General features: G+C 64.1%; 19 protein-coding genes. 12 read left to right on the top strand and 7 right to left on the bottom strand.

Annotation, left to right across the window (positions count from 1 at the left end; genetic code table 11):
* Positions 1 to 268 precede the first annotated feature (268 nt).
* On the top strand, positions 269 to 520 hold the full coding sequence (locus tag BM222_RS21900; RefSeq protein WP_092231851.1) for a hypothetical protein: 252 nt from the start codon (positions 269 to 271) through the stop codon (positions 518 to 520).
* 207 nt (positions 521 to 727) lie between these two features.
* Here the strand turns inward: BM222_RS21900 and BM222_RS21895 are convergent, their stop codons facing one another.
* The 5 genes from BM222_RS21895 to BM222_RS21870 all read right to left on the bottom strand — a co-directional run bounded on the left by BM222_RS21895 (position 728) and on the right by BM222_RS21870 (position 6,497).
* Positions 728 to 2,197, bottom strand: a complete 1,470-nt coding sequence (locus tag BM222_RS21895; RefSeq protein WP_092231848.1) for an NCS1 family nucleobase:cation symporter-1 — start codon at positions 2,195 to 2,197, stop codon at positions 728 to 730.
* Between the two features lie 348 nt (positions 2,198 to 2,545).
* Entirely contained in the window at positions 2,546 to 3,028 is a 483-nt protein-coding gene (gene greA / locus BM222_RS21890; RefSeq protein ID WP_092231845.1) for a transcription elongation factor GreA, read from the bottom strand.
* A gap of 76 nt (positions 3,029 to 3,104) precedes the next feature.
* On the bottom strand, positions 3,105 to 3,587 hold the full coding sequence (locus BM222_RS21885) for a hypothetical protein (RefSeq protein ID WP_092231841.1): 483 nt from the start codon (positions 3,585 to 3,587) through the stop codon (positions 3,105 to 3,107).
* Between the two features lie 804 nt (positions 3,588 to 4,391).
* Positions 4,392 to 4,910: a hypothetical protein gene (locus BM222_RS21875; protein ID WP_092231835.1), complete on the bottom strand. Its 519-nt coding sequence runs from the start codon at positions 4,908 to 4,910 to the stop codon at positions 4,392 to 4,394.
* Positions 4,911 to 4,949: 39 nt separating this feature from the next.
* Positions 4,950 to 6,497, bottom strand: a complete 1,548-nt coding sequence (locus BM222_RS21870; RefSeq protein ID WP_092231832.1) for an acetolactate synthase large subunit — start codon at positions 6,495 to 6,497, stop codon at positions 4,950 to 4,952.
* A 331-nt stretch (positions 6,498 to 6,828) separates the two neighbouring features.
* Between BM222_RS21870 and BM222_RS21865 the strand changes: the two genes are divergently transcribed.
* Both BM222_RS21865 and BM222_RS21860 read left to right on the top strand, forming a co-directional pair.
* Positions 6,829 to 7,404, top strand: coding sequence for a L,D-transpeptidase (locus BM222_RS21865; RefSeq protein ID WP_092231829.1), 576 nt, complete (start codon positions 6,829 to 6,831; stop codon positions 7,402 to 7,404).
* Between the two features lie 82 nt (positions 7,405 to 7,486).
* On the top strand, positions 7,487 to 8,302 hold the full coding sequence (locus tag BM222_RS21860; protein ID WP_177243370.1) for a DUF2927 domain-containing protein: 816 nt from the start codon (positions 7,487 to 7,489) through the stop codon (positions 8,300 to 8,302).
* Between the two features lie 141 nt (positions 8,303 to 8,443).
* On the opposite strand, the gene BM222_RS21855 is transcribed toward BM222_RS21860, so the two are convergent.
* Positions 8,444 to 9,571 carry a threonine synthase gene (locus BM222_RS21855; RefSeq protein WP_092231822.1) on the bottom strand — a complete coding sequence of 376 codons (1,128 nt, stop codon included), beginning with the start codon at positions 9,569 to 9,571 and terminating at the stop codon, positions 8,444 to 8,446.
* Positions 9,572 to 9,868: 297 nt separating this feature from the next.
* On the opposite strand from BM222_RS21855, the gene BM222_RS21845 reads away from it, so the two are divergent.
* The 5 genes from BM222_RS21845 to BM222_RS21825 all read left to right on the top strand — a co-directional run bounded on the left by BM222_RS21845 (position 9,869) and on the right by BM222_RS21825 (position 16,056).
* On the top strand, positions 9,869 to 11,125 hold the full coding sequence (locus tag BM222_RS21845) for a GTP cyclohydrolase II (RefSeq protein WP_092231815.1): 1,257 nt from the start codon (positions 9,869 to 9,871) through the stop codon (positions 11,123 to 11,125).
* 7 nt (positions 11,126 to 11,132) lie between these two features.
* The gene (locus BM222_RS21840; RefSeq protein ID WP_092231812.1) at positions 11,133 to 12,371 is read left to right on the top strand and encodes a URC4/urg3 family protein; all 1,239 of its coding nucleotides are present in this window, start codon (positions 11,133 to 11,135) and stop codon (positions 12,369 to 12,371) included.
* A gap of 65 nt (positions 12,372 to 12,436) precedes the next feature.
* Complete coding sequence (gene upp / locus BM222_RS21835; protein ID WP_092231927.1) at positions 12,437 to 13,066, top strand: uracil phosphoribosyltransferase; 630 nt, start codon at positions 12,437 to 12,439, stop codon at positions 13,064 to 13,066.
* Positions 13,067 to 13,342: 276 nt separating this feature from the next.
* Positions 13,343 to 14,608: a cytochrome P450 gene (locus BM222_RS21830; RefSeq protein WP_092231809.1), complete on the top strand. Its 1,266-nt coding sequence runs from the start codon at positions 13,343 to 13,345 to the stop codon at positions 14,606 to 14,608.
* Between the two features lie 173 nt (positions 14,609 to 14,781).
* The gene (locus BM222_RS21825; RefSeq protein ID WP_177243366.1) at positions 14,782 to 16,056 is read left to right on the top strand and encodes a cytochrome P450; all 1,275 of its coding nucleotides are present in this window, start codon (positions 14,782 to 14,784) and stop codon (positions 16,054 to 16,056) included.
* Positions 16,057 to 16,293: 237 nt separating this feature from the next.
* Here BM222_RS21825 and BM222_RS21820 read toward each other — a convergent pair whose 3' ends face one another.
* On the bottom strand, positions 16,294 to 17,214 hold the full coding sequence (locus BM222_RS21820) for a LysR family transcriptional regulator (protein ID WP_092231805.1): 921 nt from the start codon (positions 17,212 to 17,214) through the stop codon (positions 16,294 to 16,296).
* A 125-nt stretch (positions 17,215 to 17,339) separates the two neighbouring features.
* Between BM222_RS21820 and BM222_RS21815 the strand changes: the two genes are divergently transcribed.
* The 4 genes from BM222_RS21815 to mdlC all read left to right on the top strand — a co-directional run bounded on the left by BM222_RS21815 (position 17,340) and on the right by mdlC (position 22,248).
* Positions 17,340 to 18,521: an acyl-CoA dehydrogenase family protein gene (locus BM222_RS21815; RefSeq protein WP_092231802.1), complete on the top strand. Its 1,182-nt coding sequence runs from the start codon at positions 17,340 to 17,342 to the stop codon at positions 18,519 to 18,521.
* A gap of 10 nt (positions 18,522 to 18,531) precedes the next feature.
* Entirely contained in the window at positions 18,532 to 19,635 is a 1,104-nt protein-coding gene (locus tag BM222_RS21810) for a CaiB/BaiF CoA transferase family protein (protein WP_092231799.1), read from the top strand.
* 14 nt (positions 19,636 to 19,649) lie between these two features.
* The gene (locus tag BM222_RS21805; protein ID WP_092231795.1) at positions 19,650 to 20,495 is read left to right on the top strand and encodes an HTD2 family dehydratase; all 846 of its coding nucleotides are present in this window, start codon (positions 19,650 to 19,652) and stop codon (positions 20,493 to 20,495) included.
* 130 nt (positions 20,496 to 20,625) lie between these two features.
* Positions 20,626 to 22,248: a benzoylformate decarboxylase gene (mdlC, locus tag BM222_RS21800; RefSeq protein WP_092231793.1), complete on the top strand. Its 1,623-nt coding sequence runs from the start codon at positions 20,626 to 20,628 to the stop codon at positions 22,246 to 22,248.
* The last annotated feature ends 104 nt before the right edge of the window (positions 22,249 to 22,352 follow it).

Below are 22,352 nucleotides of genomic sequence, written 5' to 3'. Positions count from 1 at the left end.
AGCATCTGCGCCTGAACGGTTAGCGTGAAGCGGCGTCTTGCGCGGCACTCTGCATAACAATTGAGCAATCGTCCGGGTATTTGCGCCGGCGCGCGCATGCGCCGACGCCAATCTTCTTTCGCCCCTTTGACGGCGGCGCTTTCCACTTTTGACCGATCGTTATACATTCTTGAACGATCGTTTTGTACCTAAGCCAGGCCTGAGATATTGCTGCTCCCCTCCGAGCCGGAAGGGAAACATCGCAGCTGCCGACGAGGACATGAAGAGTATGAGACGCCTACTCCCCTATCTCGCCGCCCCCGTCGTCCTCGCAGCTCTGGCTTTCGCGGCGCATCTATTCTGGAGCAGCGATCATCGGCGCTCTACCCTCGACGCCGATCTACTCGGTTTCCGGCGCGTCCATGCGGCACGGCTGATCATGAGCAAGATCTCCGCCGAACGCGGACCTGCCAACAGCGCGATGACCGAGACGGCAAGGGACGAACCCTTCACTGCGGACGTCGCGAACCGACGGCGATGAGGCCGTCGCGATCCTGTCGCCCCTCCTTGCCGATCACGACGATCGGTCACGCGACTGCCTTGCGTAATCGGCGCGGTCCGCGAACACCGCGGCCGCGCGCTGCGGGACGTCGATGGGATCGTCGCCCAGCCTCGCCGGAGCCGCGGTCCTTGCTCGAACGTGATGTCGGGCGGCTTTGGACAAGACCGCCCTTCCGGTGAAAAACCATCACTCCGCGGGTGCCGGCGCAACCCGCGTCTCGCGCGACATCAGTGCGAGGTGCAGCACCGCTCCGAGGCTTGCGCCGACCAGCCAGCCCCAGTCGCCGATATTGGGAATGACCTTGTAGGTGCCGAGCAACGAGAGCCCGATCGAGGCAGCACCGGACAGCACCAACGCGACCAGCGCTCTGCGATTCCAGCCGTTCTCGAAATGGAGCGAGCCGGAGGCTGACATGCTGTAGAGATCTTCGACGATAACGTGCTGCTTCCGCACCAGATAGTAGTCACTCACCATGATGCCGAACATCGGGCCGAGAACAGCGCCGAAAATGCCCACGAAGATCGTAATCGCTTGGGGGCTCGACACGAACAGCCAGGGACAGACCATGACCGACAGGATCGAGGTGATGAGGCCACCGGTCCGGAAGTTGATGCGTTCCGGATTGAGGTTCGAGATGTCGTAAGCGGGGGAGACGAAATTGGCGACGATGTTGATGCCCATCGTTGCGACGATGAAGGTGATCGATCCCAGGGCGACGATCCATGGGTTGCCAATCTTCTCGACGATCAAGACCGGATCCATGATCGCCTCGCCAAAGACCTGCACCGTGCCGGCCGTCACCACCACCGTGATGACGGCAAAGACGATGAAATTGACCGGCAGCCCGAGAAAGTTGCCGAGCTTCATTGCCTTCTCATCGCGTGCAAAGCGTGAGAAGTCGCCGAAATTGAGCAATAGCGCCGCGAAGTACGCCACGATCAGCATCGAGGCATTCGCCATATGAGCGCCGATTGACCCACCGGCAGGCGGGCTAAGCTGCAGGTCGAGACTTGAGGTTCCGGTCTGCGCGAGGATCCAGATCGCCAGCCCGAACATCACGACGTAGACGACCGGACCGCAGAAATCGATGAACCTCCGGATGGTTTCCATGCCATTCAAGAAGATCAGGAGCTGAAACACCCACATGAATCCGAAGCTCAGCCAGCCGAGCGTCGACAGGCCGGCGATGCTGTCGTGCGTCAACGATACCGCGTCCGGAAACCAGGTCAGCACCAGAACCTGAACGGCCTTGGATGCGAAATAGGTCTGCACGCCATACCACACGATCCCCACGATGCCGCGCAAAGAGGCAGCAAGATTGGCGCCCATGACGCCGAAGGACATGCGTGCCACCACCGGAAAAGGTACGCCATATTTCAGCGAGGGCCGGCCGATCAGGTTCATCAAGAAGTAAACCGCGGAAATCCCGATCACCATGGACAGGAGAACCTGCCAGCCGGTCAGTCCGAGGAAGAACAAGCTGGCCGCGAAGGTGTAGCCACCGACGGAGTGCACGTCCGACATCCACATCGCAAAGATGCTGAAAGCGCCCCAGGTCTTGCCTTCGCGCGCGGTAGGCGCGAGGTCGTGGTTGTAGAGCTTCGGATGGGCGCCCGTGATGACGACGACGGGCGGGGTGGCATGCGATCCGCTCATTGTTTCGACTCCTTGTTGAACACGCCGGCGACCAAGCAAGCAGCGTGCCATTTTTTAACATACGGTCAAGATTATTTTACGAGCGGTCAATCCTTGAACCGGCCGCAAGCTGAGGTCCGCAGCTTGCCCGAGGCCATGGACGATTGCCGCCTTGCCGACGTTCAACGATAAGCGCGGAGGAGAAAGGATGAATGCCCCAAACGGTGGCGTCCAGGCAGTGCACATCGCGTCTGCCCCTCGCAAAAGACAGGATGCCTCGACCGCGGAGGCGGTGAAATTGCAGGCATGCTCGGCGGCGTCTGCGCGAATGGCCGGAGCGGTCCGACGCTGACCAATGGGCTTGTGACCCTATGCGATCTCGATGACCTCGAGCTCCTGCGCACCGGAGCCGACGACGTCGCCGGCGGCCTTGCCCATCAGCGACTTCGCGACCGGCGAGACGAACGAGATCGAGCCGGCCTTCGGGTCTGCTTCGTCTTCGCCGACGATGCGGTAAGTCTGCACGCGGCCGTCGGCGCGACTGAACGTCACCGTGCTGCCAAAGGCGACGGTCGCAGTCGAAGCCGGATCGGGAACCAGTTGCGCCGTGCGCAGCCGTTCGGCGAGGTAGCGCATGTCGCGCAGGGGTACCGCGGATTGCCGGCGCTTCTCATTGACGTCATCGACGGCTTGCGCGGCTTCATAGGCCTCGCGCGCTTGCTGGAGCTGTGTCTGCAACGCCTGCAAGCCCGTCTCCGTCACGAGGTTTGGATGCGGGGAGATCGGACGATCCGGCAGCAGCGTCTCGGACGCGGTCTCCGCGCTTTCTTCCTTGGTAAAGGCAACGCTCAATTCGTAAATCCTGTCGAACGGTTCTGCAGTGACCGCCGCGCCATCATGACCGCGAGCCTGCGGCGATCATCCCCGACTATATCTCAAGTTCGACGAAACGGCGCAGCTTGACGACGAGGTCGGGCAGCGCCTGGCGGAGCCGGGCCGCATTCTGGAAACTGGTCGAGAACGGCGCGAAGGTGATCATCGCATTCCAGTGCCTGTAACCGTAGACCGTGACCGAGACGCCGGACGCCGGACAACTCTCGATCTTGCGCAACTCGCCGAGCACGAGATCGGCAATGGCCTCCGCCGGGAGGAGCCGCTTGCCATCCGGTGTCAGGGGTTGACTGGGAGGCGCGACCGGCTTCGCCGCAGCCAAGGTTTCATCGGGACCATCCTGAAGCTTCGGCGACTCGGCTTGCGGGATCTCAGGCACCTCGGCGAGCGGGTCGGCCACCGGCGCGACCGGGAGGAATTCGGCGAGCGACGGCGGGCTGGCCGCCTCTGCGCGCTTGTTGCCGCCCAGGATGCTGCTGATCATGGCGACAAGGCCAGCATCCTTCGCATCGTCACTCATCTCAACGTTCCCCAGTGCCCTGGCCCAATGTAACACCGGCACAGGAGAGCGCCACAAGGGCTGCCGATCAGACCACGCCGTCACTCCTGCATGGCTCCCAACCGTTTCCACCACGGCGCAACGCGGGTGGATCTCGCGCCGAGGCTGGATCCGTCATTGCTTCTCGAAACGGAATATATTGCTGGTACTCCTTCGCTCAGGACCGGCAGCCACGCTTCCACAATCACATGGCCGCCGGGCGCTCGGCCAGGGCGCGCCGCTGCACTGAGCGGGTGACGAGAGATGATGCGAGGCCGTCCGCGCCATGCGGGCGGCCTTTGTCGCTGAAAGTGATGAGACCAAGCTATTGGGTTGTCGCTCACCCCGACGGAAAAGGTGCCTCAATAGCAGGGCGGATAGGGGTAGTATCCACAGGTTCTGCGATAGCCATATGCTCCATAAGCCGCCGCTCCCGCCGCTGCCGCGCCATAGTAAGCCCGCCGATGCACCCGGCGATTGACGCCAGCTACGCTCATCGGTGTGAGCGGTCGCCCAACTCTCGCTTCGGCACGGTCAAGGGATGCGGATAGCACCGTCACCGGCGAGTAACGAGGCGACAACGGAGCCACCACAAACACCGCAGCCGTCGCAATCAACCCAAGAAGCCTGGCATTTCCCGTCATGTTGCTCTCCCTATTAGGCGATGATCAAACACGACGTGACACGACACATTGCGTCTCACCATTGATATGAATCAATGGGAACTCATAAGCCGAGGCAATCGCTCGGCTCCAGGCCCGGCGCTGATGCTCGTGAGTGCACGCCCTAATGGGCGGACCCGAGACCGTTCTCCCTTAACCGCTCTGCGAACCAGAGCGAGACCGGTTGATCGAGGATGCCGCTGACATAGACCTCCGACGTCGTCACGTTGTGCTTGTCCAGCACCAGCAGCACGCCGATCCAATAGGCGAACCAGACATGCGGGTCTGTCAGCGCCTTCAGCTTGTGCTGGTCGTGCTCCAGCGGCGTGTGATTGCTGGCCTTGCGGATCTCGACGGTGAGCAGATTGTTAGGGATCTCGCGCTGGTGCACGACGACGTCAGGATAGATCGACTTGCCGAGATGATCGTCGGTGGAGATGATGGTGCCGCGCGGCAAATGCAGCGTACGCTCGCCGAGCCGGTCGTAATTGCAATCGATCGACCAGCCCGAAAACTGCCGCTCGAGATAGACGGCGAAGCGGTGCGTGATCGCACGTTCGCCGATATCCTTCTCGAACAGGAAGACCTCGTGGGCATAGAAGTCCCGGAGCGCCGCGATCACCTTGTTCAGCTCGGTCTGCATTCTGGCTCCGGGCTTTTGGCACTCCGTATCGCGCGCCCCCTACATCTGCACTTCGATCAGCCGCGGTCCCGGCTCGGCGACGGCCTCGGCCAGCGCCTTGTTGAACTCGTCGGCATTGCTGACGGCGCGGCCCGGCACGCCCATGCCCTTGGCGAGAGCGACGAAATCGAGCGTCGGGCGATCGAGCCTGAGCATGTCGTTGGCGCGCTGGCCGGGTTCGCCGGCGCCGACATTGTCGAACTCGCCGCGCAGGATCTGGTAGATACGGTTGGCGAACACGATGGTGACGATGTTGAGATTCTCGCGGGCCTGCGTCCATAGCGACTGGATCGTGTACATCGCGCTGCCGTCGCCGACCATGGTGATGACCTTGCGGTCCGGGCAGGCGATCGCGGCGCCGATCGACAGCGGCGTGGAGAAGCCGATCGAGCCGCCCATGTTCTGGAGCCAGTCGTGCGGCGCTGCCGCCGCCGTCGGCGGGAAGAAGCCGCGGCCGGTGGTGAGGGATTCATCGACCATGATCGCGTTCTCGGGGATCGCGCACGCGATCGCCTGCGCGATCGAGGCGTAGGTGAGCGCGCCGGTCGGCTTGACGAGTTGCTGCAAGGCCTGCGGCTTGACGTCCCTGGCGCTGGCCTTGACGGCGCCCGCGAGCGCTTCCAGCGCCGCCACCGAATTCTCGCCCCAGGAGGTCATCCGATGGACATCGCAGCCCTCGGGCTTGAGCATGCTCGGCTTGTTCGGATAGGCGAAAAAGGCGACGGGATCGTCGGACTCGACCAGCACGATGTGACGGAACTTGGCCAGCATCGGCAGCGCGTTCTCGATGACGTAATGGATGCGGTCGATCGAGAAGCGGCCGCGGCCGCGCGCCATCCGGGGACGGAAGGTCGGCCCCATCACGGTGCAGCCGGTCTTGGCCGCAATGCGCTCGGCCAGCGCCAGGCCCTGCTCGCTCAGCGCGCTGCCGGTCATCAGGAGCAGCGTGCCCTCGCCGTCAGCATGCAGGATTTTTGCGGCCTGCTCGACCGCCTGCGGGGAGTAGCTGGCGCGCTGCTGCTCGGCCGGGACCTCGGCGATGCCGTCGGCCTCGTTCCAGGCGGTGTCGGCAGGCAGGATCAGGGTCGCGATCTGCGGCGGGGCGCTCTTGGCGGCAGCGATCGCGGCAGCGCCGTCAGCGGCCACCGATTTGGAATTCGGCGAAGTGCGGACCCAGGACGACATCGGCCGGGCCAGGCCCTCGATGTCGGAGGTCAGCGGTGCATTGTAATCGATGTGGTAGACGGCGTGCTGGCCGACGATGTTGACGATGCCGGAATTGGCCTTTTTGGCGTTGTGCAGGTTGGCGAGGCCGTTGGCGAGGCCCGGGCCGAGATGCAGCAGGGTCGAGGCAGGCTGGCCCTTCATGCGGAAATAGCCGTCGGCAGCGCCGGTGACCACGCCTTCGAACAGGCCGAGCACGCAGCGCATGCCCGGCACGCGGTCGAGCGCCGCGACAAAATGCATCTCGGAGGTGCCCGGGTTGGTGAAGCAGACGTCCACCCCGCCCTTGACCATCGTCCGCACCAGGCTTTCCGCACCGTTCATTCTGTCTGCTCCCGCAACCGGCCATTTTCAGTGGTCTTGCGATCAATCATTGTTCGCTCGGCCCGTCAAAGCAAGTGCCGGCATCGCCGCCCTGCCCCGCATCACGATGCGCCCGCTTGGCCAATGCCCCGTTCCGCGGGGCATTGGATTCTCGTTTTGACGCGTTTTCTTAATGCGAACCGGTATCCACTTCGCTTGAAACACTCTAACGTATTCCACCAATTGGTACGGTTGCCGATTATCGATGCCCTGCCTCACGGGGCGGTGGCTTGCCGAATGCCCGCAAATATGGCCTGTGGCTTCTGTTGATTCTTTTTTGCTGGGGGAAACAATGATCCGGTTTTTTGCCGCACACCTGACCGCAATCGCGCTCCTGCTGGCTGGCGCCGCCGACGCATCTGCGGCGGGAATGTACGACTTCACCGGCACCAGCACCTCCAGCTATCTCGGTGGCGGCGCGAGCCCGATTCCCCGCGCCACCGTCATGTACAACGGGAACTATGCCCCCGGCACGATCGTGGTGAACACCGCCGAGCGCCGGCTCTACCTCGTGCTCGGGAACGGCCAGGCCCTGCGCTACGGCATTGGCGTCGGCCGCGACGGCTTCCGCTGGGGCGGGGTGCACAAGATCACCGCCAAGAAGGAATGGCCGGAGTGGACGCCGCCGGCGCAGATGATCGCCCGCCGGCCCGATTTGCCGCGCCACATGAAGGGCGGCATCGAGAACCCGCTCGGCGCGCGCGCGATGTATCTGGGCTCGACGCTCTACCGCATCCACGGCTCCAACGAGCCGGAGACGATCGGCCAAGCGGTGTCTTCCGGCTGCTTCCGCATGACCAATGACGACGTCACCGACCTCTACGGCCGTGTCGGCGTAGGCACCACAGTGGTGGTGCTGAACAACTGACCGGGGAAACGGCAGGAACCTGCTTCGGGCGTGAAATTGCGGACTTGTGCGCTGCCGGCGAATACGGCAGCGTTGCGTGACGATGCGCGCTTTCGACCCGGCCTCGGCTGCCCTTCGCTTCGCCCTGCTGACGCTTGCGGCGCTCACATGTGTGGCTGACACCGCCCGCATGGCGCGCGCCGGCGAGCTGCCCGCGATCGTCTCGCGCCAGCGTGCCGAGAAGAAGAGCTTTACCGACGCGGAAATCGCCGACGGCTTTTTCAAGACTGCGTTCGGCGCCGAATACCACCTCGCCGGCCGCGTCGATCGCATCCGCAAGTTCGACGGACCGGTGCGCGTGTTCGCCGAGACCGACCGCGCCGACCGCAAGGCGCAGCTGGCAAAGGTGGTCGCCGATATCGGCAAGCGCGTGCAGCATCTCGACCTCGCCATGACCGACACCGCCGAGGCGGCCAATGTGCGGGTAAAGCTCGTGCGCGACCGCGACCTCTATCGCACCATCACGAGCTTCTACGGCGCCGAGAAGGCGCGCGAGATCCGAACCTCGCTCGATCCGCAATGTCTGTCCGGCTTCCGCAAGAACGACAATTTCGAGATCGAGCATTCCGACGTCATCCTCACCGTCGACGTCGGCGACTTCACCTTTCTCGACTGCGCCTATGAGGAGGTGCTGCAATCGCTCGGGCCGATCAACGACACGGCGAGCGTGCCTTGGACCATGTTCAACGACAATGTGTCGATGGGCTATTTCGACGTCTACGACCAGTACATCCTCAACCTGCTCTACGATCCCCGCATCAAGGCCGGCATGACCGTGCTGGAGGTGAGAGCGGTGCTGCCCGACGTGCTCGCGGATGTGCGGACGTGGGTTAGGCGGGTGAATGGTTTGAAGGAATAGTGAGCCGGTCGTCATTGCGAGAACTCGTAGGGTGGGTTAGCGCCAGCGTAACCCACCTGTTCGGCTTCCGCGTCGACGGAGATGGTGGGTTACGCCATGCGACTGCGCTTCGCGCATCCGCATGGCTAACCCACCCTCCGATTACTGCACCAGATCGGCCACCGTGGTCGCGGCCTTCAACCCCGTGCCGGTGAGGACCGCGACCGTGGTCTCGTTCGCCTTGATGGCGCCGGCCGCGGCGAGCTTGTCCAGCGCCGCGGCCGCGCTGGCGCTGGTGGGCTCGGCGAACAGACCCTGCCGCGCCAGACGACGCAGCGCGGTGACGATCTCGTCCTCGGTGAGCGCAACGGTGGCGCCGCCACTCTCGCGGAGCGCGCCGATGATCTCGCGCAGCCGCAGCGGAGACTTGATCGCGGTGCCCTCGGCGATGGTCTTGCTCACCTCGCGCGCGACAGGCGAATCGACGCCAGCCTTGAAGCTCGCATCGATCGGGGAGCAGTTGAGCGGCTGTGCCGCGAACAGGCGCGGCAGTTTCGCGATCTGCCCTGCCTTCTTGAGCTCGCGGAAGCCAAAGGCGCAGCCGAGCAGGCTGCTACCCGCCCCGACGGGAACGATGATGTTGTCGGGCGCGCGAAAGCCGAGATCTTCCCAGATTTCGTAGGCGAACGATTTTGTACCTTCGAGAAAGAACGGCTGCCAATTGTGGCTGGCATAGAAGGTCTGGCTCGACTGCCTGATGGCTTCGGCCTCCGATTCCTCGCGCGGGCCTTCGACGAGTTGCACCTCGGCGCCGTAAGCGCGCACCTGCGCGATCTTGGCCGGCGAGGTCGAGGCCGGCGCCAAAATCTTCACGCGCATGCCGCCGGCGGCGCCAAGACCGGCCATGGACGAGCCGCCATTGCCGGAGGAATCCTCCAGGATGGCGTCGACTCCGATCTGGCGCAGGAAGGACAGCATGACCACGGAGCCGCGGTCCTTGAAGCTGCCGGTCGGATTGAACCATTCGAGCTTGAAGAACGGCCGCAAATCGCCCCAGCCCTGCTGCACCAGCGGCGTGCAGCCCGCGCCCAGCGAGATCGGATCCTTGATCTCCACGGGCAGCGCGGCCCGGTAGCGCCAGAGCGAGCGCGTGCCGCTGTCGATATCTGCGCGCGAGATCCCCGCACCCGGCGTCACCAGCAGCGGGGTGCGCTCATCCGAACACCAGCGCGGTTCATTGAGCGGATAGCGCTTTCCATTGCGGGGATCGATGTAGCTGGCGGCAGACATGGTGCACTCCTGAGGCAGAGCCGGTCCGGTCGATATGTCCGAATATGCCGGGTTTATCCAGTCGCCTGACGCCCCCTTCAAAAACTCGAACGATTACATAGATATAGGGAGGTTTCAGGCGCCTTTCGTCGATCCGGACGACGACGAAGGCCTCCGCAGGCGGCACACCACGATTAACTTGTCTGTCGTGCCTGGCCGCTACAATATGTTGGATTGCGTCGCCGGGCTCTGGTCCGGCAACGCTGATGAGCCAGGCCCGTCCGAGCGGCGGGCCATTGGTTTTTTGGGAGTTTGGCCATGAGCCGCGCGAACCGTACCGACCATATCCGCCTCACCTCGCATCCCGAGCCGGGCCGCAAGGCAGCCTTTCCGATTCACTGGGGCGCCGCTGATGCGCGCGCCCGCGGACCGATCATCGGCACGGTGTCCCGCGCCGGAGATCGCAACGTGATCGGCAGCCATGGCGGCTCCTATGCGATGTACCGCGCGCTCGCCGTCTCCGCCGGTGCGCTGGATCCGATTCGCAGGCCCGACCTCACCAACACCTTCCCGGCCGCGACCATCGGGCCGTTCGAGCAATGGCGCGATCCCGCAAAGATCGTCGCGCTCGATCCCTGGGGTCATCTGGTTGCCGAGAATTTCGGCAAGGACATCGCCGAGGGCATCGACATCCGCCCGAGCATCGCGATCACGCGCGCACGGCTCGATCTGCCCGAAATCCGCGAGGCGCTGGCCGCCAAGCGCCTGCGCGCCGACGGCGAGGTCGTGCACGCGAATGGCAGCGTCTCCGTGGTGAAGATCGCGATCGATCCGGTCTGGTACTTGCCCGGCCTAGCCGAGCGCTTCGGCACCAACGAGACGGAGCTTCGCCGCACGCTGTTCGAGCAGACCGCCGGCATGTTCCCGGAACTCGTGACCCGGCCGGACCTGAAAGTGTTCCTGCCGCCGATCGGCGGCACCACCGTCTACATGTTCGGCGATGTGACCAAGCTGCCTGATCATCGCACCAGGATCACCTGCCGGGTGCATGACGAATGCAACGGCTCCGACGTATTCGGCTCCGACATCTGCACCTGCCGGCCCTATCTGATCCACGGCATCGAGGAATCCGCGCGCGGCGCGCAGGAAGGCGGGCTCGGCCTCGTCGTCTACAACCGCAAGGAAGGCCGCGCGCTCGGCGAGGTCACCAAATTCCTGGTCTACAATGCGCGCAAGCGCCAGGAGGACGGCGATGCGGCAGCCGCCTATTTCGAACGCACCGAATGCGTCGCCGGCGTGCAGGATGCGCGATTCCAGCAATTGATGCCCGACACCATCCACTGGCTCGGCCTCAAGCGCATCGACCGCTTCCTGTCGATGAGCGACATGAAGTACGACGCGCTGACTTCGCAGGGCATCGACATCGTCGAGCGCGTGCCGATTCCGCCGGAGCTGATCCCGGCCGACGCCTATGTCGAGATCGCCGCGAAGAAGGCCGCCGGTTATTACTCGACCGACATCGCGCCGGAGAAGGACGTCGACGGCGTGGTCGGGCGTTCGCTGGAAAAATACTGATCTGGCGATGACGGACGTTTTGGAACGAGAGGCGCGCGCCCTGCTGACCGCAAAGGCGGTTCGCGCGCGCGCCGGACGAATGCTCGACGTCGGCCTCCAGGGCGGGCTCACGCATTTCACCATCGATCTCGATCGTATGGACGGCGTTGCTGACGCCGTGCTTGATGTCACGCGAAAGGCTTATCCGACGCTCGACATTCCCTTCCACGCGCGGTGGCGGCATTTTGTGTTCGGCGGCGTCGACCGCTGGGCGCAATTGGCTGGCGCGGCATCGTGGCCTGATCGCGCGGCGTGGGCCCGCGCGGAGTTCGACCTCGCCATCGTGAGCGTGCTGCTCGATGCCGGCGCAGGCGCCGCATGGCGATATCGCGATGCGGTGACGGAACAGGGCATTGGCAGATCCGAGGGACTGGCGCTCGCGAGCCTCGACATGTTTGCCGGCGGCCTCTTTTCCGCCGATGCGCGCGCGCCGTTCCGGGTCGATGCCGATGTGCTCGCCAAGCTGCCGCTCCCGGTGCTGACGTCGGCCTTCCAGGCGAGCGATGCCAATCCGCTGCTGGGCCTCGAGGGACGCACGGATCTGCTGCAACGTCTGGGCAGACTGATGGCTGCGCGCGCCGACGTCTTCGGCATGCAGGACACGCCGCGACCGGGCGGCCTGTTCGACCACATCGCCGCGCAGGCAACAGACGGCGCCATTCCCGCCCCCGCCATTCTGTCGGGGGTGCTGAACCAGCTCGGACCGATCTGGCCGTCACGGCTCGAGCTCGCGGGCGTTCCGCTCGGCGATTGCTGGCGTCATCCGGCGATCAGGGCCGACGATGCGACCGCCGGCCTCGTGCCGCTGCACAAGCTCTCGCAATGGCTGAGCTATTCGCTGATCGAGCCGCTCCAGCGCGCCGGGTTTGACGTCACCGACATCGACGGCCTTACCGGGCTCGCCGAGTATCGCAACGGCGGCCTGTTCGTCGATCACGAGGTGCTGCGTCTGCGCGACGCCGCCGACGCGGAGCGTGCGCATGCGGTCGACTCCCTGCTCGTCGTTGAGTGGCGCGCGCTGACGGTCGCGCTGCTGGATCGCGTTGCCGAACGTGTTCGCGCCAAGCTCGGCCGAACGCCGCAATCGCTGCCGCTCGCCAGCATTCTGGAAGGCGGCACCTGGGGCGCCGGCCGCGCCATCGCGTTCGCCCGCCGCCCCGACGGGTCACCGCCGCTCAAGGTGATCAGCGACGGTACCGTGTTTTAGATATGATCAAAGATTTGCGACCACTCCCGTCATTGCGACTCGATGAATTTCAGGAGCATCCGATCATGGAAGGCGTCACGATCGTCGATCATCCGCTGGTGCAGCACAAGCTCACGCTGGTGCGAGACAAGTCAATCTCGACAAAGTCGTTCCGCGAGCTGATCAAGGAGATCGGCATGCTCCTGTGCTACGAGGTGACGCGCGATTTGCCGCTCACCGATACCGTGATTGACACGCCGCTGGCGACGATGCACTCGGCCAAGATCGCCGGCAAGAAGCTGGTGTTCGTGCCGATGCTGCGCGCCGGCACCACCTTCGTCGATGGCATGATGGACCTGGTGCCGACCGCCCGCGTCGCCCATATCGGCCTCTACCGCGAGCCCCAGAGTTTTGCCGCGGTCGAGTATTTCTTCAAATCGCCGTCGGATCTCGGCGAGCGCCTGGCGATCGTGGTGACGCCGGTCGTCGCGACCGCCAACACGGCCGTGGCCGCAGTCGACCGGCTGAAGGAGCGCGGCGCCAAGGACATCCGCCTCGCCTGCCTGATCGCCGCGCCAGAGGGACTGGAGCGCCTGCGCGGCCTGCATCCGGACGTGCACATCTGGACGGCTGCGGTGGATGAAGGTCTCGACGAGAACGGCTTTATCCTGCCCGGTCTCGGCGACGCCGGCGACCGCGCTTACGGGACGCGGTAGGCACGGTAGGCACGCTCCTTCCGTTCCCTCCCCCTTGTGAGCGAGGGAACGCAGATCGGCGGGTTCGATTTACCTCGGTTTCGCGCGATTTCTGACAGGATTTCGGGACGAACGGCGCGCGGCAGGTCACGTTCGTCGACGTGGCAAAGCCCGGATGACATATCTTGCGGCAAAACTGCCGCTTGCTCTGACGCACGTAACGCGTTGTAATTGTGCCTCAAATACCGCAGCGCAGAATTCACAAAAATCGCGCGGTTCACGCCAGGGAGAGCGGTCATGCACGGGACCATCGAGAGCGCGGCCAAGCTCGAGGCATTGCGCGAGCGCGCTTCGTCATTGTCGCTGGAGCAATTCGATCCCGGCGACCCCGAATTGTTCAGGACCGATACGTTCTGGCCGTACTTCGATCGCCTGCGCCGGGAAGAACCCGTGCACTATTGCAAGGATTCGATGTTCGGACCGTATTGGTCAGTGACGCGCTACAACGACATCATGGAGATCGAGACCAACCATGCGGTGTTCTCCTCGGCCTCCGCTCTCGGCGGCATCACCATCCGCGACATCGATCCCGATCTGCGCCGCGAGAGCTTCATCTCGATGGATCCGCCGCGGCATGCCGCGCAGCGCAAGACCGTAGCGCCGATGTTCACGCCAACGCATCTGGACAATCTCGCGCTCAACATCCGCAAGCGCTCGGCCGAATGCCTGGACAATCTGCCGCGTGGGGAGGTGTTCGACTGGGTCGACCGGGTTTCGATCGAGCTCACCACGCAGATGCTCGCGGTGCTGTTCGACTTCCCCTGGGAAGACCGGCGCAAGCTGACGCGCTGGTCCGATATCGCCACCACCATTCCCGGCCCCGATGGCCTGGTCGCCACCGAGGAGGAGCGGCAGGTCGAGCTGACGGAATGCGCGCAATATTTCGCGCGGCTGTGGAAGGAGCGCATCGAGCAGCCGCCGAAAAGCGATCTGCTCTCGATGATGGCGCATGGCGCCGCGACCCGCGACATGGATGCCAGGAACTTCCTCGGCAATCTCATTCTTTTGATCGTTGGCGGCAACGACACCACGCGCAACACCATGTCGGGCTCGCTGCTCGCGCTGAGCCAGCATCCGGAGCAATATCGCAAGCTGCGCGAGAACCCCGCGCTGCTCGACAGTTTCGTTCCGGAGGTGATCCGCTGGCAGACGCCGCTCGCGCATATGCGCCGCACCGCGCTCGCCGATTTCGAGTTCCGCGGCAAGCAGATCAAGAAAGGTGACAAGGTCGTGATGTGGTACGTCTCGGGCAACCGCGACGAGGAGGCGATCGAGAAGCCCTACGACTTCATCATCGACCGCGCCCGCCCACGCACGCATCTCTCCTTCGGCTTCGGCATCCACCGCTGCGTCGGCTTGCGCCTTGCCGAACTCCAGCTCAAGATTATTTGGGAGGAGATCCTCAGGCGTTTCGACCATATTGACGTGGTCGGCGAACCCAAGCGGGTCTATTCGAGCTTCGTGAAGGGGTTGGAAACTTTGCCGGTCAAGATTGCGGCATAGTTCGAGCTACACCCACGGAGATGCTGCGCCCCCTCTCCGCTTGCGGGAGAGGGTTGAGGAAAGGGTCTCTCCGCAACGGGACGGTCCCCTCGAGGAAAAAACCCTCACCCGGCGCTACGCGCCGCCCTCTCCCGCAAGCGGGAGAGGTGAAAAAAGCAACTGGAGCCTCCACCATGAACATCCAAGCGCCGGTTAAAGTGGACAAGGCCGAACGCATGCGGCGCGCGCGCGAGGAAGCCTACGCGACTCCGCTGAAGAATTTTCATCCGGGTGCCCCCAGGCTGTTCCAGGACGACACGCTGTGGCCATGGTTCGAGAGGCTGCGCAAGGAAGAGCCGGTGCATTACTGCACCAACGCGCCGATCGAGCCGTACTGGTCGGTGGTGAAATACAACGACATCATGCATGTCGACACCAACCACGGCATCTTCTCCTCGGATTCGACGCTCGGCGGCATCTCGATCCGCGACGTGCCTGAGGGCTACGACTGGCCGAGCTTCATCGCGATGGACCAGCCAAGGCACTCGTCGCAGCGCAAGACGGTGTCGCCGATGTTCACGCCGACGCATCTGGACGAGCTGGCCAAGCTGATCCGGCAGCGCTCTCAGACCGTGCTCGACAATCTGCCCCGCAACGAGACCTTCAATTTCGTCGAGCGGGTCTCGATCGAGCTGACGACGCAGATGCTGGCGACCTTGTTCGACTTTCCCTGGGAGGAGCGGCGCAAGCTGACGCGCTGGTCCGACGTCTCGACCGCGCTACCCAAGAGCGGCATTGTCGCCTCGGCCGAGGAGCGCCGCCGCGAGATGGACGAGTGTTACGCCTACATGTCCAAGCTGTGGAACGAGCGCGTCAACTCCGCGCCGCGCAACGATCTGCTGTCGCTGATGGCGCACAACGACGCCACCCGTTTCATGGACCCCGACAACCTCATGGGCAACATCATCCTGCTCATCGTCGGCGGCAATGACACCACCCGCAACACCATGACCGGCTCGGTGCTGGCGCTGAACGAGAACCCCGACCAGTACGACAAGCTGCGCGCCAATCCTGCATTGATCGACACGATGGTGCCCGAAGTGATCCGCTGGCAGACGCCGCTGGCGCATATGCGCCGCACCGCGCTGGCCGACACCGAGATCGGCGGCAAGCACATCAAGAAGGGCGACCGCGTCGTGATGTGGTACGTCTCGGGCAATCGCGACGAGGAGATGTTCGAGCGACCGAACGATTTCATCATCGACCGGCCGCGCCCGCGCACCCATCTCTCCTTCGGCTTCGGCATCCACCGCTGCGTCGGGATGCGGCTCGCGGAACTGCAGCTGCGGATCGTCTGGGAGGAAATGTTGAAGCGCTTCGACCGCATCGAGGTGGTCGGCGAGCCCCGGCGGATCTATTCCAGCTTCATCAAGGGATATGAATCGCTGCCGGTGCGGATTCCGGGCTGAGCTCCCCTGTCGCAGCAGACTCCGTCATTGCGAGCCCAGCGAAGCAATCCAGAATCCCTCCTCGGAAAGACCCTGGATTGCTTCGCTGCGCTCGCAATGACAAGATCCTGGATGCGTTTGCGCGTTACAGTCGCAGCGACTTACGCTGCGAGCTCCCCGGATATAAAATTCCGGCATGACAGGTCGCGCCAGATGCGAAGACAACGCGGCGCCTGACTGTTCTACGACATACCGCATCTAACTCAATTTGATGTCCCAAACGCCTTCCTTGCGGCAGGCGGCGACCTCGTCGCGCAGCAGCGCGGTGACGGCCAGCGAGGCCGTCGAGGCCGGGCGGTCGATCGGAGAGGCGAAAATGAGCTCGCGCGATATCGGTTTGGAGACGATTGCGGTTTCCAGCCGTCCGTCCGCCACCTCGCTGCGGACCGACGAGGGCGGCAGCAGTGCGAAGCCGAGGCCCTCCTCGACGAGGCTCGTCAACACGCGGAATGAATCCGCCTCCAGCTGGACGTTGAGCTCGAGCTTGCGCTGGGCGGCCGCGTGCTCGATCAGCGCGCGCAGGCCGTGCGAATGACTGGGCAGCACCAGCCGCTGCCGCAGCAGCCAGCCGATGTCGACAGTCCTTCTGCGCGCCAGGCCACAGCCGCGCGGGCCGACCGCGACGATGCTGTCGCGCCCCAGGCTCTGCACATTGAGATGCAGATCCGCCGAGCGGCCGTAGAGGATGGCGAGATCCATCTCGCCGCGATGCAGCCATTCGACGATATGGCCGCTGTAGCTCTCGACGATGCGCAGCGAGATGCCGGGATATTTTTCGACGCAGCGCCGCGCAAACCGCGCCGACAGCACGCAGCTCACGGTCGGAACCAGGCCGAGCACGACCTGGCCGGACGGCGGCCCCTTGGACGACTGGATGTCGTCGCGGATCTGGTCGATCTGCCGCACGATGCCGGAGGTGCGCGCGAGCAGCAGGCGACCGGATTCGGTCAGCACCATGCCGCGGCCATTGCGCGTGAACAGTTCCGTGCGCAGCTCGTGCTCCAAGAGCTTGATCTGCCTGGAGAGCGCCGGCTGCGCCACGCGCAACGTGTCGGACGCCTTCGAGAGGCTGCCGAGCTCCGCCACGCAACTGAAGGTCCTGAGCTGCCGGAAATCCATGCTTGCCAATCCTGGAAGGCTACTCCATACGCTATAGCAAATGAGCATAGGGGGCTGGCGATGTTTTCACAACGCCAGAGGGTTGGCCGGCGTTATCTTGACTGCCGCTTGATACGGGAAACGCCATGAGCCAAGACAAGCAAGACGAACACCAGACCGAAGATTACGCCGACATCCGCGACGCCGTCGCAAAGCTCTGCGCGCAGTTTCCGGGCGAATACTGGCGCAAGCTCGATCGTGAGATGGCCTATCCCAAGGCCTTCGTCGACGCGCTGACTGAGGCCGGCTATCTCTCGGTGCTGATCCCCGAGGAATATGGCGGCGCCGGCCTGAAGCTCTCGGCCGCCGCTGCGATCCTCGAAGAGATCCAGCGCGCGGGGTGCAACGGCGGGGGCTGCCATGCCCAGATGTACACGATGGGCACCGTGCTGCGGCACGGCAATGCCGAGCAGAAGGCAAAATATCTGCCAAAGATCGCGAGCGGCGAATTGCGGCTGCAGGCATTCGGCGTCACCGAGCCGACCAGCGGCACCGACACGACCTCGCTGAAGACCTTCGCGCGCAAGGACGGCAACGCCGGCTACATCGTCAACGGCCAGAAGATCTGGACCAGTCGCGCCGAGCATTCCGATTTGATGGTGCTGCTGGCACGCACCACGCCGAAGGAGCAGGCAAAGAAGCGCACCGATGGGCTCTCCGTGTTCATCGTCGACATGCGCGAGGCCAAGAACAACGGGCTGGAGATCCGCCCGATCCGCACCATGATGAACCACGCCACGACGGAAGTGTTCTTTACCGACATGAAGGTGCCGGCGGAGAATCTAATCGGCGAAGAAGGCAAGGGTTTTCGTTACATCCTCTCCGGCATGAACGCCGAGCGCATCCTGATCGCGGCAGAATGCGTCGGCGATGCGAAATGGTTCATCGCCAAGGCGACCAACTACGCCAAGGAGCGCAGCGTTTTCGGTCGGCCGATCGGCCAAAATCAGGGCATTCAATTTCCGATCGCGAAGGCCTATGCCTCGATGCGCGCGGCTGAGTTGATGGTGAAGGAAGCGACGCGCAAATATGAGGCGGGGCTCGACTGTGGCGCGGAGGCCAACATGGCCAAGATGCTGGCGGCCGATGCGTCATGGGAAGCGGCCAACGCGTGCATCCAGACCCATGGCGGCTTCGGCTTCGCCGAGGAATACGACGTCGAACGCAAATTCCGCGAGACGCGGCTGTATCAGGTCGCGCCGATCTCGACCAACCTGGTGCTGTCCTTTGTCGCCGAGCACGTGCTCGGCATGCCCCGCTCGTACTGAGGCCATCATCATGGGAGCACTTGACGGGATCAGGGTGATTGCAGTCGAGCAGGCCGTGGCGGCACCGTTCTGTTCCTCACGTCTGGCCGATGCGGGCGCGGAGGTGATCAAGATCGAACGACCCGAAGGCGATTTCGCCCGCGGCTATGATGCGGCGGCCAAGGGCCAGAGCAGCTATTTTGTCTGGCTCAACCGCGGCAAGCAATCGGCGGTGATCGACCTCGCCACCAAGCAGGGGCGCGCCGAGCTCGAAAAGCTGATCGCGAGCGCCGACGTGCTCGTGCAAAACCTCAAGCCGGGCTCGATGGACAAGCTCGGTTTTTCGCGCGAGCGCTTGCTGAAGGACTATCCAAAGCTGATCTCCTGCACGATCACCGGTTATGGCGACGACGGCCCCTACGCGCATCGCAAGGCCTATGATCTCCTGATCCAGGCCGAGAGCGGGCTCGCCTCGATCACCGGCAACCCCGATGGTGCCTCGCGCGTCGGCATGTCGATCGTCGACGTCGCGACCGGTGCCACGGCGCATGCGGCGATTCTGGAGGCGCTGATCGCGCGCGGGCGTACCGGCAAGGGTGCCGACATCCGCATCTCCATGTTCGACGTGATGGCGGACTGGTGCACCGTGCCGCTGCTCAATGCCGAGGCCGGCAACCCCCCGAAGCGCATGGGGCTGCGTCATCCCTCGATCGCCCCCTATGGCGTGTTCACCTCGAAAGACGGCAAGGACATCCTGATCTCGATCCAGAGCGAGCGCGAGTGGAAGACCCTCTGCGCCGAGGTGCTGGACCAGCCTGATCTCCCCGCCGATCCCCGCGTCGCCAACATGGTGGAGCGCGTACGCAACCGCGATTTCACCGACACGACGGTCGCCGATATCTTCGGCCAGATGACACGCGACGAGCTGTTGAAGCGGCTGTCGGATGCCGACATCGCCTTTGCCGAGGTCAACACCATGAGCGACCTCACCAACCATCCGCATCTGCGCCGCATCGAGGTGGATACACCGAATGGCCGCGTCAGCTATCCCGCGCCGGCACCGATCATCGTCGGCGAGACCCGCAGCTATGGCGCCGTGCCTGCAATCGGCGAAAATCCGCAAGCCAAGAAATAACAGAGCGAGGCGTCATGACCGGGAAGCTCGACATCGATCACCTCAGGCAATGGATCGGCCGCAGCGCGGAGGCGACCGACATCGTCACGTCGCAGCTGGTCAAGGGCCTGCGCGCGACGCTGTTCCAGGATGTGGGCGAGCCCAAGGCGGGCGACGCCGCGCCATTCACGGTGCACTGGTGCCTGGCGCAGCCGGTGTTTCCGATGTCGATGCTCGGTCCAGACGGCCACCCCACCCGCGGCGGCTTCCTGCCGCCGGTGCCGTTGCCGCGCCGGATGTGGGCTGGCGGCGAGATCGAATTCCTGCAGCCCTTGCGCGTCGGCGATGAATCGACGCGGACCTCGCGCATTGCCGACGTGCAGGTGAAATCAGGCTCGACCGGCACGCTGTCCTTCGTCTCGGTCGAGCACAGCATCTCCTCGCCGCGCGGCGTTGTCATCCGTGAACGTCAGGACATCGTCTATCGCGAGATGACGACCACCGCGACGGCCAAAGCCCCGCCTCCGCCGCCGAAGGCACAGCATCGCGAGACCCATGTCTCCGATCCCGTGCTGCTGTTTCGTTACTCCGCGCTGACCTTCAACGGCCACCGCATCCACTACGATCGCGACTACGTCACGCAGGTCGAAGGCTATCCGGGCTTGATCTTCCACGGGCCACTGCAGGCGGCGCTCATAGTGGAGATGGCGGCGAAGCTGCACGGTGGCAAGGCGCCGAAGAAGTTTTCGTATCGCGGTTTGCAGCCGTTGTTCGAGGGTACTGAATTTTCGATCAACGCCAATGAGACTGACGCTGGCATGGAGCTGTGGACCGCCAATGCGGAGGGGCAGCCGACGATGAAGGGTACGGCGGTGTGGTAAGACGCTCTCCTCGTCATTGCGAGTGCAGCGAAGCAATCCAGAGTCCCTCCGCGGTGATAGTCTGGATTGCTTCGCTGCGCTCGCAATGACGGGGGCTGATGGCGCGACATAAATAGCAGGGACGGAAACGATGACAAAAAACGGCAAGACCGGCAACAAGTCCGTCACCGTCAAGCAGGCGACGCTCGATCTGCTGCGCTCGTTCGGCATCGACAAGGTGTTCGGCAACCCTGGTTCGACCGAGCTGCCGTTTCTGAGCGACTGGCCTGACGACATCGATTACGTGCTGGCGCTGCAGGAGGCCTCCGCTGTCGGAATGGCTGACGGGTACGCGCAGGCGACGCGCAATGCGAGCTTCGTCAATTTGCATTCGGCGGCCGGCGTCGGCAATGCGCTCGGAAACATCTACACCGCGCATCGCAACCAGACGCCGCTCGTGATCACCGCGGGTCAGCAGGCGCGCTCGATCCTGCCATTGCAGCCGTTTCTCTATGCGGAGCGCGCGTCCGAATTCCCGCGGCCCTATGTGAAATACAGCGTCGAGCCGGCCCGGCCCGAAGACGTGCCGGCCGCGATCGCCCGCGCCTATTACGTGGCGATGCAGCCGCCGTGCGGGCCGACTTTCGTCTCGATCCCGATCGACGATTGGGCGCATGCCTGCGCTCCCATCGGGGCCCGCAAGGTCAGCCGCGAGATCGGACCCGAGCCTGATGCCATGAAGGCACTGGTCGCCGCACTCGGCTCGGCAAAACACCCCGCCCTCGTCGTCGGCCCTGATGTCGACCGTGCGGGTGCGGTGGATCTGATGGTGCGCGTGGCCGAGAAGGCGAAGGCCAGCGTCTGGGTCAGCCCATTCTCGGCGCGCTGCTCGTTCCCCGAGCGGCATCCGCAATTCGCCGGCTTCCTGCACGCTTCGCCGGCGCAGCTGTCCGACGCGCTGCGCGAGCACGATCTCGTCGTCGTCATCGGTGCGCCCGTGTTCACCTTCCATGTCGAGGGCCATGCCGCGATCTTCGACGGCGGCGCGGCGATCTTCCAGATCACCGATGATCCGGACGCGGCGGCGGTCACGCCTGTGGGCACCAGCATCATCGCGACCATGAAGCCGGCGCTCAGCCTGCTGCTCGACCTGCTGCCGGTGAGCAAACGCGCCACGCCAAAGGGCCGCACGTTGCCGCCGCCACCCCAGGCGGCCGATCCGCTGCCGGTCGAATTCCTGCTGCACGCGCTGTCGCAGGCGATGCCTGAAGGCGCATCGCTGGTCGAGGAAGTGCCCTCGCACCGGCCCGCGATGCAGAAGTTCTTGCCGATGCGCGGCCAGGACAGTTTCTACACCATGGCGAGCGGCGGCCTCGGCTATTCCCTGCCCGCCGCGGTCGGCATGGCACTCGGCAAGCCCAGCAGGCGCACCGTCTGCCTGATCGGCGACGGCTCCGCGATGTACTCGATCCAGGCGCTATGGACCGCCGCCCAACGCAAGCTGCCGCTGACCGTCGTCGTCATCAACAATTCCGGCTACGGCGCAATGCGCTCGTTCAGCCAGGTGATGCAGGTGCGCAACGTGCCCGGGCTGGAGCTGCCGGGGATCGATTTCGTCCGGCTCGCCGAGGGCATGGGCTGCCATGCGGTGCGGGTGAGCAAGGCGGCAGAGCTCGGCGACGCGCTCAAGCGCGGAATGGCGTTCGAGGGCGCGAGCCTCGTGGAGGTCATCGTGGATTCGGCGGTGCCGGTGCTGTACGGGCAGAAGCATTGAACTTGTCGTCTCTGCGAACGCAGGGACCCATACCGCGTGATTTATCGATGAAGCGCCGTGATCGATACCGAATAACTGCCAGTCTTCGCCAAACTCCTCCCTGT

The organism is Bradyrhizobium sp. Gha, from assembly GCF_900113735.1.
Lineage (GTDB): Bacteria > Pseudomonadota > Alphaproteobacteria > Rhizobiales > Xanthobacteraceae > Bradyrhizobium.
The sequence above is the reverse complement of the archived record's forward strand: the minus strand, read 5'-3'. Positions and strand labels throughout refer to the sequence as shown.

Bases quoted from the DNA above. Each gene is read 5' to 3' on its own strand.
- BM222_RS21900 (WP_092231851.1), top strand. From the start codon at position 269: ATGAGACGCCTACTCCCCTATCTCGCCGCCCCCGTCGTCCTCGCAGCT.
- BM222_RS21895 (WP_092231848.1), bottom strand. From the start codon at position 2,197: ATGAGCGGATCGCATGCCACCCCGCCCGTCGTCGTCATCACGGGCGCC.
- BM222_RS21885 (WP_092231841.1), bottom strand. From the start codon at position 3,587: ATGAGTGACGATGCGAAGGATGCTGGCCTTGTCGCCATGATCAGCAGC.
- BM222_RS21875 (WP_092231835.1), bottom strand. From the start codon at position 4,910: ATGCAGACCGAGCTGAACAAGGTGATCGCGGCGCTCCGGGACTTCTAT.
- BM222_RS21870 (WP_092231832.1), bottom strand. From the start codon at position 6,497: ATGAACGGTGCGGAAAGCCTGGTGCGGACGATGGTCAAGGGCGGGGTG.
- BM222_RS21865 (WP_092231829.1), top strand. From the start codon at position 6,829: ATGATCCGGTTTTTTGCCGCACACCTGACCGCAATCGCGCTCCTGCTG.
- BM222_RS21860 (WP_177243370.1), top strand. From the start codon at position 7,487: ATGCGCGCTTTCGACCCGGCCTCGGCTGCCCTTCGCTTCGCCCTGCTG.
- BM222_RS21855 (WP_092231822.1), bottom strand. From the start codon at position 9,571: ATGTCTGCCGCCAGCTACATCGATCCCCGCAATGGAAAGCGCTATCCG.
- BM222_RS21845 (WP_092231815.1), top strand. From the start codon at position 9,869: ATGAGCCGCGCGAACCGTACCGACCATATCCGCCTCACCTCGCATCCC.
- BM222_RS21840 (WP_092231812.1), top strand. From the start codon at position 11,133: ATGACGGACGTTTTGGAACGAGAGGCGCGCGCCCTGCTGACCGCAAAG.
- upp (WP_092231927.1), top strand. From the start codon at position 12,437: ATGGAAGGCGTCACGATCGTCGATCATCCGCTGGTGCAGCACAAGCTC.
- BM222_RS21830 (WP_092231809.1), top strand. From the start codon at position 13,343: ATGCACGGGACCATCGAGAGCGCGGCCAAGCTCGAGGCATTGCGCGAG.
- BM222_RS21825 (WP_177243366.1), top strand. From the start codon at position 14,782: ATGAACATCCAAGCGCCGGTTAAAGTGGACAAGGCCGAACGCATGCGG.
- BM222_RS21820 (WP_092231805.1), bottom strand. From the start codon at position 17,214: ATGGATTTCCGGCAGCTCAGGACCTTCAGTTGCGTGGCGGAGCTCGGC.
- BM222_RS21815 (WP_092231802.1), top strand. From the start codon at position 17,340: ATGAGCCAAGACAAGCAAGACGAACACCAGACCGAAGATTACGCCGAC.
- BM222_RS21810 (WP_092231799.1), top strand. From the start codon at position 18,532: ATGGGAGCACTTGACGGGATCAGGGTGATTGCAGTCGAGCAGGCCGTG.
- BM222_RS21805 (WP_092231795.1), top strand. From the start codon at position 19,650: ATGACCGGGAAGCTCGACATCGATCACCTCAGGCAATGGATCGGCCGC.
- mdlC (WP_092231793.1), top strand. From the start codon at position 20,626: ATGACAAAAAACGGCAAGACCGGCAACAAGTCCGTCACCGTCAAGCAG.